The sequence below is a fragment of the Bacillus sp. FSL H8-0516 genome, assembly GCF_038635285.1.
In the GTDB taxonomy this organism is placed as follows: domain Bacteria; phylum Bacillota; class Bacilli; order Bacillales; family Bacillaceae; genus Bacillus; species Bacillus safensis.
Genome location: NZ_CP152051.1, coordinates 1,598,696 through 1,616,160, shown reverse-complemented (window position 1 = coordinate 1,616,160; position 17,465 = coordinate 1,598,696). Strand labels below are relative to the sequence as shown.

Annotated in this window: 11 protein-coding genes; all 11 read right to left on the bottom strand. The window is 42.5% G+C overall.

What is annotated here, in order from left to right:
* Positions 1-10 precede the first annotated feature (10 nt).
* Entirely contained in the window at positions 11-1,240 is a 1,230-nt protein-coding gene (locus tag MHB67_RS07990; protein WP_149126655.1) for an endo-1,4-beta-xylanase, read from the bottom strand.
* Positions 1,241-1,320: 80 nt separating this feature from the next.
* Positions 1,321-3,426 carry a glycoside hydrolase family 48 protein gene (locus tag MHB67_RS07985; protein WP_044330586.1) on the bottom strand — a complete coding sequence of 702 codons (2,106 nt, stop codon included), beginning with the start codon at positions 3,424-3,426 and terminating at the stop codon, positions 1,321-1,323.
* A 32-nt stretch (positions 3,427-3,458) separates the two neighbouring features.
* Positions 3,459-5,309, bottom strand: coding sequence for a glycoside hydrolase family 9 protein (locus MHB67_RS07980; protein ID WP_342492878.1), 1,851 nt, complete (start codon positions 5,307-5,309; stop codon positions 3,459-3,461).
* A 425-nt stretch (positions 5,310-5,734) separates the two neighbouring features.
* On the bottom strand, positions 5,735-9,988 hold the full coding sequence (locus tag MHB67_RS07975; RefSeq protein WP_239500383.1) for a PolC-type DNA polymerase III: 4,254 nt from the start codon (positions 9,986-9,988) through the stop codon (positions 5,735-5,737).
* A 133-nt stretch (positions 9,989-10,121) separates the two neighbouring features.
* Positions 10,122-11,819, bottom strand: coding sequence for a proline--tRNA ligase (locus MHB67_RS07970; RefSeq protein WP_149126658.1), 1,698 nt, complete (start codon positions 11,817-11,819; stop codon positions 10,122-10,124).
* 80 nt (positions 11,820-11,899) lie between these two features.
* Positions 11,900-13,165 (bottom strand): RIP metalloprotease RseP, encoded by a 1,266-nt coding sequence (gene rseP, locus MHB67_RS07965; protein ID WP_087975441.1) that lies wholly within the window; start codon positions 13,163-13,165, stop codon positions 11,900-11,902.
* 6 nt (positions 13,166-13,171) lie between these two features.
* Positions 13,172-14,323, bottom strand: coding sequence for a 1-deoxy-D-xylulose-5-phosphate reductoisomerase (gene dxr / locus MHB67_RS07960; protein ID WP_024424147.1), 1,152 nt, complete (start codon positions 14,321-14,323; stop codon positions 13,172-13,174).
* Between the two features lie 39 nt (positions 14,324-14,362).
* Positions 14,363-15,157, bottom strand: a complete 795-nt coding sequence (locus tag MHB67_RS07955; protein ID WP_024424148.1) for a phosphatidate cytidylyltransferase — start codon at positions 15,155-15,157, stop codon at positions 14,363-14,365.
* Positions 15,158-15,169: 12 nt separating this feature from the next.
* Positions 15,170-15,952, bottom strand: coding sequence for an isoprenyl transferase (locus MHB67_RS07950; RefSeq protein ID WP_024424149.1), 783 nt, complete (start codon positions 15,950-15,952; stop codon positions 15,170-15,172).
* Between the two features lie 130 nt (positions 15,953-16,082).
* Positions 16,083-16,640, bottom strand: a complete 558-nt coding sequence (gene frr, locus MHB67_RS07945; RefSeq protein ID WP_024424150.1) for a ribosome recycling factor — start codon at positions 16,638-16,640, stop codon at positions 16,083-16,085.
* Position 16,641: 1 nt separating this feature from the next.
* Positions 16,642-17,364, bottom strand: coding sequence for a UMP kinase (pyrH, locus tag MHB67_RS07940; protein WP_008344767.1), 723 nt, complete (start codon positions 17,362-17,364; stop codon positions 16,642-16,644).
* Between the last annotated feature and the right edge of the window lie 101 nt (positions 17,365-17,465).

Below are 17,465 nucleotides of genomic sequence, written 5' to 3'. Positions count from 1 at the left end.
CAATCTATCTCTATCCTTCTTGAGGCAGGATTACGTCTAGTTGAAACGGTGTTTGTTCATTTGAATCAAGTTCAATCGTCTCTTGTTTGAGCATTTTATTTTCTTTACCGATTCGAATCTCATATGTTCCGTGAAATGCTGGACATTTCACATGGCCATTAGCATCTGTTTTTTCAACTCTTTGGGTCGTCCACTCATTTAGAAGCTTTTCATAACGTCGTCCTGCTTCATTTAAAGACCAATCATAATTCACGATGGCTGCATGTTCACCTCTCCAATGGGCACCTGCCCAAAATCCCCACATCAGCACTCCTTTTACGGCTGGATGACTAAATGCGACGCGATATAAAGCTTCCAGGTTATCCGCTCTTCTATTAGGGTCAGGGTGAACAGAGTCGTACTCTGTGACCCATATTGGAAGACCAAGCTCAGCCAGCACATCGAGCCTCTCTTTGACAATGACTGGATCGACCCGTTCTTCAAAATGGCCTTGAACCCCAATCGCCTCAATAGGTGCGCCTAACTGACGCAGTTCATTGATATGCGCTTTATAGGCATGGTGTTCACCATAAGAGATCACATTATAATCATTCACAAACAATAGTGCTTGAGGGTCAATTTTTTTCGTTTCTTCATACATCCACTTCCAAATATTTTTCCCAAAGCGATCTTTAAAAAATGAACCATGCATCATTTCATTGTTTACATCCCAATGCCGGAACCTTCCCTTAAAGTGATTGCCCGCATGCTCAAGCCGGTTTTTCATGGCTTCATATACTTCGTGATTCGGCAGTGACCTTAGCCAGCTTGGATTCGCATCCTCTACCTCCCAAAATAAAGCGTGCCCCCTCACTGGAAGCTGATGTCGATCTGCAAAATTCAACATCGCATCTGCTTTTTCGTAGGTGATTTTCCCTCTTTCTGGCTCATTCGCATACCATTTTGCTTCATTTTCAAAAACAGCCCAATTAAAATGCTTCACGAAAAAATCAGCATATTGTTGATTAAATAACACTTGATCATTCATCGCTGAACCAAAGGCGAATTCATGTCTGATTTGCTTTATTTCAACCTCTATTCCTGCTATTGGCTTTTTTTCGCCGTTTGTCACGTTGATCACAAGATCTCTTTGTCTATGCTCTGAGATTCGATCATCCGCCTCTTTTTTCCACATCAGATTTTCCTGCCCATTTTCGCCTCTATTGAATGAATGATGAAGAAAGCTTCTTTCTTTGACCATGTAAATCACCCTTATCTTCATTGGATTCATATTACCTATTCAAACTGCCGGCTAGAAGCCGGCAGCTTGCTTTTAACCTCTTAGTTGATCAGACGATGGTATTCAGCATAGGCAGTGGCCATATCCACTTGAGACCAGAAGCGGTGATAAGTGAAAACTGGTGCACCATTCTCCCATTTGCCTGTAGCTTCATTAAATGAAGACTGATATTTACTTTCGAGTGAAGACCATGCTGGATCTTGTTTAATCTTCGGACGAAGATCAGCAAAACTCGTATAGACCCCATTCCCTCCTCGTTGCGGGTCAGAAGGAATGGTGCTGGCTCCAGGAATCTGATTTCCTTGACCAAATGTCCCGTTCCATCCATTTGGGAAATACACTTCTTTTCTAAAGAAACGGTCATAGTCTTCTCTATCTTCCTCTGTCACTATGCCGACGCCATCATTGTAATTCCATGCAACCTCTAGGAGCTGCGCGGCTGCATCTTTCGCTCTTGCACCAAGCGCTGTATAATCACCTGCTTCCTGCTTTGTGGCTGCAGCAAAGAATATCAAAGCTTTGGCTAGACTTCCTAATACGCCCGTATCCTGAGTCGGATCTTTAGTTACAGCTGTTAAATTTGGATTTCCTGTTGCAGACTGGAACCCGTTCCAAGTATCAGGCTGTCCGCTCCAAGCAATATTTCCAGGAAGCCAAAACTCTCCAGGCGCACTTGTTGTAGCAACCGAAACATTCGTTCCTCCTAGAATTCTCTGTCCTTGTTCATCTAAGAAATAACCCTCTTCATCTGACACAGGACGGCTGCCGATAAAAATGTAATCTAAAGCATAGCTGACCCATTTTGTTATGACAGATTTGGCCATTTGGACATTTTCAGATGTTTTGTCGCCATCTTTTACAAAAATATAATAAAGCTCTGCTACGCGCTCCATTGGCCACGCCTGCATTCCAAACCAGTTATTTGAAGGCGGGTCAAGGTAAACAGGTGCATCTTCATATGCCATATCATAAAAAGTACTTCTTCCTGCTGGATAAGCGCTATAGTCTCCATTCCAGCTATTGGTTGCGCCTCCTGCTATGGCTCCTTCTTTCGATTGAAGCCATACGTAAAATTCAAGCTGTCTCTTTAGTGTTTTTTCCCAATCGCTTGCCCCTGTTGCTGAAGATGGCTTTAAGCCTCCTTTATCTGAGGATAAAGCATAAGCAGCGACAGGATTTTGATATCCTTGATGACAATGGCTCGCTCCGATACGCCATGACCAGTTTGCATACTCCCCAAGTCCTCCGCCCCAAGAGGTATACCATGCCATTAAGTAATGACAGGCACCCTTTCCGTTTCCAGGATACGGATTCCCCTGCTTCCCGCTTCCAATCGTTTGAAAATATTTATCGTACATACCGTAACGGAGGAAATCCCCCATTTTTTTCGCTTTATCAAGATAAGCTGACCGATTATAGCCGAGCTCCTTTGCCCAATACATCGCTTGTATCGCGCGCGCATCAGCATCCGTCGCATTCGTATAGCGCCACTGGGCAGCTGGAGCTTGATTTTCTTTTGTGAACAAGCTCATAAAGCCTTCATTCGGCTTACCAAAAGATTTATCGTCCTGTGATGGATGAGGGATGGACTCCCATACAGATTCTTGCGGACCACGCTGGAATGTGTTCACATAGGCGGCTGTATGTGATGGGTTGAGCAAGTTGCCATAGCCATACCAGTTATCTACGTCAAGGAGCCAGTGCATTAAATACGTTTCATTCGTCCCATAGGTTGATTTTAATTCACTATCAATTGGATCTTGACCAGCAGGACGAGCACCGGTCAGCTGGCTTGGGTATTGATCCGGAAATGGTTTCTCTGCTGCGTATGTGGCTGGGCTGGACGGATTATAAGCGTTCATATGCGGCTGCTCATCATTTCCATCTTCATTGACTGGGATGATGTACTTCTCCATATTGTCCCAAGCTGCCTCTAATTTGCTCCAGTCCCCTGTGTAATGTCCGTACAGCACCTCAAGCCACAGCCAATAGCTATATGCTTCTGAAGTTGTCATATGCCCGTAATCAGGTGCTTCGCAAATGAGTGTCTCGATTGAATGATACGGAATTCCTTCTGGTGAAAAATATCCATTCGCATCGCTTTTGATTTGATGATAAAGCGTTAAAAACCGTTCTTTGTTTGACAAGTCCTTCACCCTTTCAATAAAATCGTTGATTTTTATTTGTCTGGAAGTGTGCCAAATACTAAAACACCATCGTCAAAGACAGGAATCTTTGTTGTTTTTTGCATATTGGATGTTAATCCTTGATAGGAATAATCATTTGAGGCATCCCATATATTCGATCCATTTGGAGCAGATAATCGAAATTGTATTTCCTTCTTATGCTCAGATTCTCCTCTAGGAGAAATAGCAACGCCCGTAAAATCGATTTCTGCAAAATAGACGCGGCTTGATGCGTCATATACTTTTAAAGGCGATAAGGAAGCGCCTTCATTGTAGGCTGCTGTCACTTGAATATCCTTTTCAGTGAATCCCTTTGCAAAGACCTCGCTCAGATTGACGTAATATCTAAAAGATAGTGTTTGACTGCTTCTTGCCGGCCAGCCGGACCTGTTGTACAACACTGCTTTCACTTGAGTAGATGTTGTATCGTTATGCATGACAGCTGCCTCTACAAAAAACTCATCCTCCACTTGTTCTTTAGGCGGGAAATTTGGCAGCTTTGATTGCCCTTGACCAAACAGCTGCACCATTTTGGCGATATTTCCAGTAAAGGCGGCATTATAATCGGTCGCCACCTCGTTAGATATATAATCAGAGATGTCATCATCATATTGATCCTGTGCATTAGGACCCCCTACAAGCGCTCCATAAAGAATGTGCCGGTGAGATGGAGGATTTGTCAGCTGGTTAGACCATGAGCCATGTGCAGTACGGTGGTGCGGGTGCTTCGGCGGATTCTGGCCAAACCCAACGACGTAGCTTCTATTCCGCGGATTATCACCTAACATATAGTGAGTTTGCTTAATCGCAAACGATTGGTATCGATTTTTCTTTTCTTGATCAGATACCCAATCAGCATAGACAAAGGCTAAAAATGCTGCATTGGCGGCATAACGAAGTGAACCCCATTGATCCAGCCATGCCAATCCGCCAGGCGTATAGGTGATTCTTTCTACTTTTCCATTTTGAACAAGACCTGTGGTCCAGTAATCAAGATTGCGCTCTGTCGATTCTATAAATCTGTTTTCTTTCGTGATTCTTGCTAGTAAGATTTGTGAAGCAAAAAAAGTATTGTCCCATGACATGGTAAACGTATAATCCCAATCCTTCGGCCATTCCTCTACCGCTTTTAATGCTTTGTTTAAATAGGTTTCTTCATTTGTCGCCAAGTACAGCCAGATTCCACCCCAAATAAGTTCGTCAACATAGCCGCTCCAGGAGTTGTAAAATGGCTGAGCATTGGTGACACAATCTGTATATTTGCCGCGATACCTGTCAGCAAATGCATATAGCTGTTTGGCGTGTGTTAAAAGCTTTGCTGCATAGGACGCATCTGTTTCTTTAAAAATGATAGAACCTGCTGCTAAAGCCGCCGCAGTTTGTGCAGCTACTTCTGTTCCAGGACAATGTTCATCAATTTTAAAAGCTGGCCGGTTCATCGGCATCACTTCTGCTGGCCCCCACCAAGCATGATCGGCGTTTCCATCACCTACTTGCGCCCAAAATTCATTCGGTCCTGTATGTGCTTTCAAAAAATAATCTGTTGCCCACTTGATTTGATCTAAGATCTCATCAAGCAATTCTGCTTCTTCATAAGCTTCCCGGTATTCATATACTGTCCATGCAAGCACGGCTGCTGAGTAAGCCATCGGAAGTCCAAATTTCACATGATCTCCTGCATCATACCAGCCGCCAGTTAAGTCATGCCCAACATCCTTCCCGTCCTCTAGTCCAGAATCTCCCCGCCAGTTAAGACGATTGCTTTCTGGAAGCCGGCCTGACCGCTGCGCTTCATAAAACAGCATGGATTTTTGTAAAACCTCTACATAGTTGTAAGATGCCATTTCTCTATTGCTCACCCCTTCTTTTTAGTGAAACATTGATCAATAGACGCAACCGCCTCCTTTCTATCCTTCGTTTCGTGATCTGTACAGTTTTGAAAAGAATCAAATATGTTTCAAAAATAAGCATAGTAAACAGCAATCAGCTTTACGCTCATCGAAGGTTTTCTCTTGATTCTCCTTCTGACTGTACCCAGAATGATCATATGTCGCTTGAGAACATTTCAGACGGCGAAATTCTCTTTTGAGCTCTATTTGGGTAGAAAGAATGACATACAATCTCTTCTCTTAAAACATCACGCTAAATCAAGATATATGAACGGATAAGAAAATAATTCCAATTGATAAGAAATCTTTATTAGTTAACATAATAAAATTATTGTATATAGAGAAAAGAACGCCCTTTTAGGGCGCTCTTATTTATCACATTAAAATAAAGAAAGCTGGTTTTGATCAGGAAGTGCTTCTAAACAGCCTTGACGATCTAAATATTCAAGGATGGTCTTCGACACTTTTCCGCGTTTTTGTAAATCTTCTTTTGAGAGGAATTCCCCATCTTGCCGCGCGCGGACAATATTTAACGCAACGTTTGTACCGAGGCCGGGGATGGAGTTGAATGGCGGTATTAATCCGTCTCCATCAATGATAAACTCTGTTGCACTTGAGCGGTAAAGGTCCACTTTTTTGAAGTGGTAGCCTCTTTCACACATTTCAAGGGCAAGCTCTAGTACAGTTAATAGGTTCTTTTCTTTCGGTGATGCATCTAAACCTTTTGAATTAATATCGTCCATAACAGCTCGAATCGCATTCGATCCTTTTGTCATCGTTTCAATATCAAAGTCATCCGCACGAACGGTAAAGTAAGCCGCATAGTACAGGAGTGCATGATGCACCTTGAAATAAGCAATACGAACAGCCATTAACACATAAGCAGCCGCGTGGGCTTTAGGGAACATGTATTTGATTTTTTTACAAGAATCAATATACCAGTTTGGTACATTATTATTCTTCATTTCTTCTTCCCATTCAGGAGGAAGTCCTTTTCCTTTACGAACAGATTCCATGATTTTAAAGGCAAGTGACGGCTCTAAGCCTTGATAGATGAGATAGACCATAATATCATCACGGCACCCAATTACTTCACTTAGTTCACACGTTTTATTGTGAATGAGCTCTTGCGCATTTCCAAGCCAAACATCCGTACCGTGTGATAGTCCAGAAATCTGAACAAGCTCTGAGAAGGTCGTTGGTTTTGTATCCTCTAGCATTTGCCGAACAAACCTTGTCCCAAATTCTGGGATACCGAGTGTGCCTGTTTTACAGCCAATTTGCTCTTCTGTGACACCTAGTGGCTCTGTCCCTTGGAAAATCTTCATGACTTCAGGGTCATCTGTTGGAATCGTTTTTGGATCGATTCCGCTTAAATCTTGAAGCATACGAATGACCGTTGGATCATCGTGCCCAAGAATATCCAGCTTCAACAAGTTATCGTGGATCGAATGGAAATCAAAATGTGTCGTCTTCCAATCGGAACCTGTCGCATCTGCTGGGTATTGAATAGGTGAGAAATCGTAAATGTCCATATAATCAGGCACAACGATAATCCCGCCTGGATGCTGGCCTGTTGTCCGTTTTACTCCTGTACAGCCTTGTACAAGCCGGTCGATTTCAGCGCCTCTCATATGAAGGTTATGATCTCCTGCATAGCCTTTTACGTAACCATATGCTGTTTTTTCTGCAACGGTACCAATCGTACCTGCTCGGTATACATAATCTTCACCGAACAACTCTTTCGTATAGTTATGTGCGATCGGCTGATATTCACCTGAGAAGTTCAAATCAATATCAGGGACTTTGTCTCCTTTAAAACCTAAGAACGTTTCAAACGGAATATCATGTCCATCTTTTTTATACGGCGCTCCACATTCTGGACAGTCCTTATCGGGAAGGTCAAAGCCTGAACCAACAGATCCGTCATTAAAGAACTCAGAGTGCTTACAGCTTGGGCATACATAATGAGGTGCAAGTGGATTCACTTCAGTAATCTCTGTTAATGTCGCAACAAGAGATGAGCCGACAGATCCCCTTGAACCAACGAGATATCCATCATCAAGTGATTTTTTTACGAGCTTATGAGAGATTAAGTAAATAACGGCAAAGCCATGACCGATAATACTTTTTAATTCTTTCTCAATGCGATCTTCTACGATTTTCGGCAAATCATCTCCGTAGATGCTGCGCGCCATTTGATAGCTCATTTCCCGTATTTCTTCATCTGCACCTTCAATTTTTGGTGTGTAAAGATCATCTTTGATAGGTTTAATGCTTTCGACCATCTCAGATACTTTTTGCGTATTTGTTACGACGATCTCTTTCGCTTTTTCGTCTCCGAGGAAGGAGAAGGCTTCGAGCATTTCATCTGTCGTTCTAAAATGAACTTTTGGCAGTTCATGGCGGTTCAGCGGATTCGCTCCACCCTGTGATGAAATTAAGATTTTACGATAAATTTTGTCCTCTGGATGCAAGTAATGTACATTTCCAGTCGCCACAACTGGTTTATTCAGCTTTTCACCAAGCTTGACAATGTTTGTGATGATTTCTTTTAACGCACGTTCATCTCGAACAAGCTCAAGCTGCAGCAGGTGCTGATACACTTCTGGCGGATGTACTTCTAAATAGTCATAAAATGCTGCAATGTCTTCCACCTCATCAGGTGACTTTTGCATCATTCCTTCAAATACCTCACCCTTATCACAAGCAGACCCAACAATTAAACCTTCTCGATATTTCTCAAGCTGAGAGCGCGGAATACGCGGGACCCGGTAGAAATAATGAATATGAGAAAGTGAAACAAGCTTAAATAAATTCTTAAGACCTGTCTCATTTTGAGCAATCAAAGTCGCATGGTAAGGACGTGAGCGCTGGTAAGCATTCGACTGCCCCATGTTTTCATTCAATTGATCGTGATAGGCAATCTCTTTTTCAGCCGCATCTTTTAGCATCTTCAGCATGAGATAGCCTGTCGCCTCTGCATCATAAATCGCCCGGTGATGCTGCGTCAGTTCAATATCGAACTTTTTACAAAGGGTGTTCAGCCGGTGATTTTTAAATTCAGGGTAAAGGAACCGGCCAAGTTCAAGTGTATCAATGACAGGGTTTGACGCTTTATCTGTTTTTAACAGGCGTTTATACGCTGCATTTAAAAAGCCCATATCAAAGCTCGCATTGTGCGCAACAAGGATATCTTGTCCAATCCATTCTTTGAAATCCCGTACGACGTCGACGACATCTGGTGCATCTCTCACCATATCATCGGTGATACCTGTTAATTCGATGGTGGTCGCTGATAACGGGTGATGGGGATTTGCAAATGCCTCAAAGCGGTCAATGATTTCCCCGCCTTTTATTTTCACTGCTGCAAGCTCAATGATCGTGTCATAAACAGCTGAAAGTCCAGTTGTCTCGACGTCGAATACGACATACGTCGCATCCTCTAACAAGCGGTGCTCTGGGTTATATGCAATCGGTACCCCGTCGTCTACTAAGTTGATTTCCACACCGTACATCATTTTGATGCCATGCTTTTTACTTGCTGCATACGCATCTGGGAAGGATTGTACAACGGCATGATCTGTCAGGGCAATTGCTTCATGTCCCCATTTTTTTGCTTGTTCAACAAGTCTGCCAATGCCAGTGACAGCATCCATTTGGCTCATAGGGGAATGTAAATGAAGCTCCACACGCTTTTCACCCTCAGGTGCTGTATCTTCTTTCAGCTGCGGTTTCATTTCATTGACATCATTAGCGATCATGACAAGATCTCTGACAAACGTATCATTTTGAATGCTTCCTCTTGCTTTCACCCACATGCCTTTTTTCAATGATTTCATCAGCTGAGCATCTTCTTTTTCTCTTGCAAACATTTTGATCAAAATACTGTTTGTATAATCTGTGATCTTAAAGATACAAAGCGTTCTCCCGCTTTTCAGCTCACGCGTTTCTGCATCGAATACGTAGCCTTGAACGGTAATTCTTCTTTCCTCGTCCATGATACTATCTAGCGTACGAATTTCTTCATTGTCTTTGATTTGATAGCCAATCATCAGAGGGCCTGACGGAGCTTCATTCTGCTCCTCACTTTCTTTCTTCTCCATCTCAGTGAGGGCTTGCATGGCTCTTTCTTGATCTTCAGCAAGCTTTTGTTCTCTAAACTTCTGAATCTCTTGATCTGATACAAAAATTTCTGTATCGAATTGCAGCTCTGGAAAGCCCACTTGTTTAAATGCGGCCTGGAGCATCGGGCTGTACTTCTTCTTAATAGCGAGTGCCTCTGTTTCGCTTTTCGTTTTAATGATGATTTTATGTCCAGACAGCGATGGTTTTTGCTGCTGAAGCAAGCTGATGATTGGGGGAGAAATTCCTTGAAGTTCTTCCACACAATGTGACCAGTACGATTGCACGAGTTCTTCAGATATGTGCGGATCACTCACTTCAATCGTACAAGTGATTTGTGCAATATGTGAAAATGCATTTGTCAGCCTGCTGAGAAACATGGCGTATACTTTGTAAGGCAAAAGCGCCTTAAATTTAAAAAGGAAATGCCAAGTTTTCGTCGCCTTATGCACTGTCAATTTGACGATTTCTCCTTCTTCAAAGTAACGACTGAGGTCATCATCTGTCATTTGAATCTGATTAAGTAATATATGAAATTGCCGCCGTGTGATCGGTAATTGTTCATCCAAGACAGGACCCTCCTTTTGTCAATCAGAAAGGTACCTCTTTTCTACAGGAGGTACCTTCATTTTTTTGTTCGTTTTATGCTTGGCGTATAAATGAAATCAGATCATCAACAGATACTTCATGTGATTCACCTGATTTTCTAAACTTCACTTCTACTATACCTTCTTCTGAACGTTTTCCGCAGCTAATACGAATTGGCAGTCCAATTAAATCACTGTCTGCAAATTTTACTCCTGCACGCTCCTGGCGGTCATCGAAAAGTACGTCGAAACCTTCATCTTCTAATCGCTCGTACAACGTTTCAGCCAGTTCTTTCTGCGCATCGTTTTTCATATTTAATGCAAGGAGGTGAAGGTCATATGGTGCCACTGTTTCCGGCCAAATGATTCCTTTCTCATCGTGATGCTGTTCAACAATCGCTGACAGCGTTCTAGAGATGCCGATGCCATAGCAGCCCATAATCATTGGCTGCGCACGACCATTCTCATCGAGGTACGTTGCATCCATCGACTCAGAATAACGAGTGCCCAGTTTAAAGACTTGTCCTACTTCAATCCCTTTTGCAAACTGGATTGTGCCTTCCCCATCTGGAGAAACATCTCCTTCTTGAATCAAACGAAGATCTGTGAATTCTTTTACTGACACGTCACGTGCAGGATTGACATTGACATAATGATAATCCGCTTCGTTTGCACCAGCGACAGCATTTGTCATTCCCTTCACAGCAAGGTCCGCATAAATATCGACTTCTGCTTCCAGTTTAACAGGTCCAACAAATCCAGGCTCAGTTCCAATGACTTCCAGCACTTCTTCACGTGAAGCAAGCTCGACAAGCTGTGCTCCTACCAAGTTTTTCACTTTCACATCATTTACTTCATGATCGCCTCTAGTAAGGATCAGAACATACGCATCATCTGCTTTAAACAAAACAGATTTAATGCAAGCAGCAGGGTCAACTTCTAAAAATTCAGCCACATCTTGAATGGTTTTCACTTGCGGTGTGTGGACTTTTTCAAGTTCTTTGAAGTCCGCAGGATTTGCTTCTTCTCCGTGATATACAGCCTCAGCCATTTCAATGTTTGCAGCATATGAGGAAGTATCAGAATAAGCGATGGTATCCTCTCCGACTTCTGAAAGCGCCATGAACTCATGCGTATCTTTTCCTCCCATTGCCCCAGAATCCGCAATGACTGGTCTAAAATTGAGACCCACTTTTGAGAACACATTAGAGTAAGCCGTAAACATTTTGTTGTATGTCTCATCAAGGCTTTCTGGTGAAGAATGGAATGAGTATGCATCCTTCATAATAAATTCACGTCCGCGCAGCAGTCCAAAGCGCGGTCTCTGTTCATCACGGAATTTTGATTGAATTTGATATAGAGTTAAAGGAAGCTTCTTATACGATTTCACTTCGCTGCGTACTAATGATGTGATCACTTCTTCGTGGGTTGGGCCAAGCGCAAATTCGCGGCCATGGCGATCCTTCATACGCATCAGTTCTGGACCGTATGTATACCATCTTCCTGACTCTTGCCACATTTCTGCCTGCTGCAGCACTGGCATTAACAGCTCAGCTGCGCCTGCCTTTTCCATTTCCTTGCGGACGATCGATTGAATATGCTGAATGACTTTATGCGCAAGCGGCAGATAATGATAGATTCCACTTGTATTTTGTCTAATAAACCCAGCTCTTACTAAGAGTTGATGGCTTTTTGCCTCAGCATCTGCCGGCACCTCTCGAAGAGTTGGAATGAAAGTCAGGGATTGTCTCATGTCGTTACACCTCATTTATGAAATAGGACTTCTCACAAAAACTCTTGTTTCCCGGAATGAGAAACAAGAGAGAATGGTTTTTATAAAAATAACCGCTGAATGTCATTCCACGTTACCACTAACATTAACAGCATGAGGAAAGCAACACCGATAAAGACAACAAGTGCTTCCTTCTCACGATTAATTGGTTTACCGCGAATGGCTTCAACAAATAAGAATAGTAAACGTCCTCCGTCTAATGCAGGAATCGGTAACAAATTCACGATGCCTAGGTTGATACTGAGGAACGCCGCAAACTGCATTAATGTTAACACACCTTGTTTGGCTACTTCTCCTGTCATGTCATAAATTCCAACAGGACCTGCTAACATGTCTAGTGAAAATTGTCCTGTGACAATTTTTTGCAAGTTCGTTAAGATCAGACCTGCCGTTGAAATGACAGTTGTTCCAGAAGATGAAATAACTTTCAAAAATCCATTTTCCGTTGGCGGATATGATCCGAAACGGCCAATGCTTTTCCCATCTGCTTTTACAGCTTCTGGTACAACCTGCACAGTGCTTTCTTTGCCGTCTCGGTCAATGACGACATTCATTTTTTTCTCAGGGTTCTTTTGAACTGTTTGAACGACGTCTGTCCAAGAATTCATTTTCTCGCCGTTAATGGACACGATGTGATCTCCCTGCATGAGTCCAGCCTCAGCCGCCCGGCCGTCTTTCGTCAGCTTACCGAGTACAGGATCATCAACGGTTACCCCTTGAATAAAACCTAAAGCAACCAAAATTACATACGCCAGGATAAAGTTCATAATCGGTCCAGCTGCGATAGCTTTAATTCGCTGCCAAACTGTTTTTGAACCAAATTGACGATTGTATGGTGCGATTTGAATTTCTTCACCATCTGCAATATAGAAGCTTGTTTGACTGACATTGTAGCCAGTCAGAATATCTTCATTTCCAGCTTCATATCCCGAGATTCTCATAGCATGATCTAAATCAATCTGCTCAACTTCGATGACAAGTGCATCAGGATATTTTTCTTTATCATTTAAAATGATCTTTTCTACTTCATTTTGCTCATTGAATAAGAGCCCCACTGTATGACCTGGTTTAATTTCGATAACTTCAGGGTCCTCTCCAGCCATTTTAACAAATCCGCCAATAGGGAGAAGTCTAATGGTATAAACGGTTTCTTTTCGTTTAAAGGAGAAAATCTTCGGCCCAAAACCAATTGCGAACTCGCGGCATAAAATCCCCGCGCGCTGCGCCATAATTAAATGGCCAAGCTCGTGGAAAAAAACGAGCGTTCCAAAAATAATAATAAACGCAATCACTGTATTCACGAACATACCACCTTATGTGAGGATTGATTGAACAAAGTCTCGTGTATCTTTGTCCACTTCATGGATATCTTGCAAACTAGGCGTTGAAATCACATGATGTCTGATTAGTGCCTTTTCAATCAATTCTTCAATTTGCAGGAACGTTACTTTGCCTTTCAGAAATGCATCGACTGCCATTTCATTTGCTGCATTAAGTACAGCAGGCATTGTCCCTCCTATTTTACCTGATTCATAAGCAAAATGTAAGCAGCGATACCTGTCAAAATCCGCTTTTTGGAAATTCAATTGTCCAATCTCCCAAAGGTTCAATGATTTCGCTTCTTGTAACGGCGCCCTGTCGGGGTATGTGAGTGCATATTGAATAGGCACTCTCATGTCTGGTGTCCCTAACTGAGCCATGACGCTTTTGTCGTGAAATTCCACCATCGAATGGATAATGCTCTCTTTATGTAGCAGCACATCAATTTGTTCATAAGGGATATCAAACAACCAATGTGCCTCGATCACCTCGAGCCCTTTATTCATCATCGTCGCTGAATCAATGGTGATTTTCGCTCCCATCGACCAGTTCGGGTGGTTCAGCGCTTCTTCAACCGTAACACCTTCAAGTTCAGTTCGTTTTTTATCTCGGAAACTACCACCTGAAGCTGTCACGATTAAGCGTTCAATATTTTTAGCTTGTTCACCTTGCAGGCATTGAAAAATAGCGGAATGCTCACTATCGACAGGAAGTAAAGGTACATCATATGTTTTAGCGTACTCTTTTACTATATGACCAGCTGTCACAAGTGTTTCCTTATTTGCGAGTGCAATCGTCTTTTTTTGTTCAATGGCCTTTAATGTTGGAACAAGTCCAACACTTCCTACAAGTGCATTGACCACTACGTCCACTGCATCATAGGTCGCTGCCTCGATGTTGGCTTCATCACCAGCAGCCAGCTTCACATCGTATGCAAATGAATGATTTTTTAGCATGTGATAGGTTTCTTCGTCTACACAGCCGACGAATTCAGGCTGAAAGCGCTCAATGATCGGAATCGCCTTTGCTATATTTCTGCCAAATGTCATGGCTTTCAGCTTAAACTTGTCCGGGTGCTGACTGATCACATCTAACGTTTGTTCTCCAATTGATCCTGTTGCGCCTAATAGCGAAATATATTTCAAATTGCCACTCCTTCTCTCGTTCAATAAGTTTCTATGAGGTTAGCTGGCAAACGTTGCGAGCAGTAAGTATAAAAACGGCAGAACGAATAAAAAGCTGTCAAACCTGTCCAAAATCCCGCCATGGCCAGGGAGAATTGTCCCTGAATCCTTCACATGATAATGACGCTTTAAAGCAGATTCCACAAGGTCGCCAAGCTGTCCAAAGATACTGAGTAAAAGAGTAATAAACATCACAAGCAGATATGATGGCAAAAATCCTGTAACCGCCTGAAACACAAGTGACAACACGACCGCCGTGACAATTCCGCCGATAAATCCTTCTACTGTTTTGTTTGGGCTGATTTCTGGCCAAAGCTTTCGTTTCCCCATAGATTTTCCAATAAAATAGGCTCCTGAGTCAGTAGACCAAATAATCACTGCTGCGAAGAAGATCGCACTCATGCCATATAAGCCTCTAATTTGGATAAAATAATAGAAACTAACGCCAATATATAATGTGGCTAATACAACAAAAGCAACCTCATCGAAAGTGAAAGAGTTTTTGCTCAAAACTGTATAAGTTAAAAGTATTAAGACTGCAAATAAAGCAATCTGCATTTTTGATGCGTCCACGTTTGGGAAGAAGCTGTTGTCTCCGCCCATTAAAAGCCAAAGCAATATTAAGCTGACAATACCAGGAAAGCTGAAAATCGAGATCTTTTTCATTCTTAAAAGCTCAAAGAGAGCGACACTTCCCATTAAATAAATCAGCAGGGTAAATGGCATCTGTCCATATATAACTGCAAGCAAAAAGACTGCAGCTGCCAAAACACCCGTCAAAATTCTTTGTTTCATCTGCACCACCCTCTAAATTCCACCGAACCTCCGGCCGCGGCGCTGGTACTCTCCGATAGCGCCTATAAGGTGCTCATCAGAAAAGTCAGGCCAAAGCACATCCGTAAAGACAAACTCGCTGTACGCAATTTGCCAAAGCATAAAGTTGCTTAATCTAATTTCTCCACTCGTGCGAATGAGCAAATCCGGATCTTGAAGAGATTCTGTCATTAAATAAGCTGAAAACATCTCTTCTGTGATGTCTTCTGCTCGAAGCTTACCTTCTTTGACCTTTTCAGAAATTTGTCTGCATGCGGAGACGATTTCTGTGCGCCCCCCGTAGTTGAGCGCAAAGTTTAAAACGAGCCCGTCGTTATTCGCCGTACTCTTTACTGCGTTCTCTACCGCTTTTTTCGTATGCTGCGGGAGGCCGTCTGGATCACCTGTTAAACGCACACGGACATTCTCCTCGATGAGTTCAGGCAGGTAGATGTTTAAAAATTCTTCAGGAAGTTTCATTAAAAAGTCTACTTCTAGTTTTGGACGTTTCCAATTTTCCGTAGAGAAAGCATACAAAGTCAGCACTTTGACATTTAGCTCATTTGCAAGCTTTGTCATGCGCTTGACGACTTTCATTCCTTCATGATGACCTGCTACCCGTGGAAGAGCACGTTTTTTCGCCCATCTTCCGTTCCCATCCATGATAATGGCGATATGTTCAGGAATTTCTCCATTTAATATGTCTTCTTTTGTCAGGCTTTCTAAGTTGGAAGCTGCTGTTTGCTGATTCTTCCAATTTTTGAGTATATTGAGCATGAGATTCCTCCATCACCCAAAAAGGTTGCGTTCCCGCTAAATAATATAGTCATCAACAGTATTAACAAAAAAACCCCCTGTAAACATGAAGAGGGTCTTTTCACTATTATCTATTGTACATAGTTTTTTCTTAAACTTCCATGATTTCTTTTTCTTTATCTTTCGTCACGTCATCAATTTTAGCGACATATTCATCTGTCAATTTTTGAACATCCTCTGTCGATGATCTTAATTCATCTTCAGTGATCTCCCCATTTTTCTCAAGCTTTTTCAAATCATCGTTTGCATCACGACGCACGTTACGAACAGCTACTTTTGCTTCTTCTGAGTATTTTTTTACGACTTTCACAAGCTCTTTACGTCTTTCTTCTGTCAGCGCAGGAATCGCAATGCGGATCACATTTCCGTCACTTGTTGGCGTGATGCCAAGATCAGACTTTTGGATCGCTTTTTCGATATCACCGATTGCTGTTTTATCGTAAGGTGTGATAATCAGCATACGTGCTTCTGGCACTGTGATCGACGCAATTTGGTTAAGCGGTGTTTGTGCACCGTAATAATCCACTGTCACTTTATCAAGCAGTGAAGCATTCGCACGGCCTGCACGAACAGTTGCAAGCTCACGTCCGTACGCTTGTACGGCTTTTTCCATTTTTTCTTTCGTTTGGTTCAACACTTCTTTTGACACGTTATTTCCCCCTCACGATCGTTCCGATTGATTCGCCGTTTACGGCACGTTTAATATTTCCTTCTTCCATAATGGAGAAGACGATTAATGGAATGTCATTGTCCATACATAATGAGGACGCAGTAGAATCCATTACAGCAAGCCCTTCTTTAAGTACATCAAGATATGAAAGCTTATCATATTTTACTGCATCCGCATCTGTACGAGGATCAGCACTGTAGACACCATCTACATTATTTTTCGCCATTAAAATGACATCTGCTTCAATTTCTGCTGCTCGAAGTGCTGCTGTAGTATCTGTAGAGAAATAAGGATTCCCTGTTCCAGCAGCAAAAATGACGACACGTTTCTTCTCAAGATGACGGATCGCTTTTCTTCTTATGTATGGTTCTGCAACCTGTCTCATTTCAATAGAGGTTTGCACTCTAGACTGAATGCCAAGCGTTTCTAGGCTGTCCTGTAACGCCAGTGAGTTCATCACTGTTGCCAGCATCCCCATGTAGTCTGCTGTTGCACGGTCCATTCCTAGATCACTGCCTGTCTTCCCGCGCCAAAGGTTTCCTCCGCCTACAACGACTGCAACTTCAACATCAAGCTCTGCAATTTCTTTTACTTGCTTTGCAATTGATTGAATGACAGTTGGGTTAATTCCATTTCCAGCATCACCCGCTAGTGCTTCGCCACTTAGCTTCAGTACAATGCGATTATATTTCGGTTTGCTCATGATAACCTCCAAGTGTATACTATACCGTCTCTTATTATGCGTAAGAAACTGCCTTTTGTAAATCAATATCCTCTAAAAAATAGGGAACACAGTGCTTGTGC

Excerpts from the sequence above, each read along its gene's own strand:
- MHB67_RS07990 (WP_149126655.1), bottom strand. The coding sequence starts at position 1,240 with ATGGTCAAAGAAAGAAGCTTTCTTCATCATTCATTCAATAGAGGCGAA.
- MHB67_RS07980 (WP_342492878.1), bottom strand. The coding sequence starts at position 5,309 with ATGGCATCTTACAACTATGTAGAGGTTTTACAAAAATCCATGCTGTTT.
- MHB67_RS07975 (WP_239500383.1), bottom strand. The coding sequence starts at position 9,988 with ATGACAGATGATGACCTCAGTCGTTACTTTGAAGAAGGAGAAATCGTC.
- MHB67_RS07970 (WP_149126658.1), bottom strand. The coding sequence starts at position 11,819 with ATGAGACAATCCCTGACTTTCATTCCAACTCTTCGAGAGGTGCCGGCA.
- rseP (WP_087975441.1), bottom strand. The coding sequence starts at position 13,165 with ATGTTCGTGAATACAGTGATTGCGTTTATTATTATTTTTGGAACGCTC.
- MHB67_RS07955 (WP_024424148.1), bottom strand. The coding sequence starts at position 15,157 with ATGAAACAAAGAATTTTGACGGGTGTTTTGGCAGCTGCAGTCTTTTTG.
- MHB67_RS07950 (WP_024424149.1), bottom strand. The coding sequence starts at position 15,952 with ATGCTCAATATACTCAAAAATTGGAAGAATCAGCAAACAGCAGCTTCC.
- pyrH (WP_008344767.1), bottom strand. The coding sequence starts at position 17,364 with ATGAGCAAACCGAAATATAATCGCATTGTACTGAAGCTAAGTGGCGAA.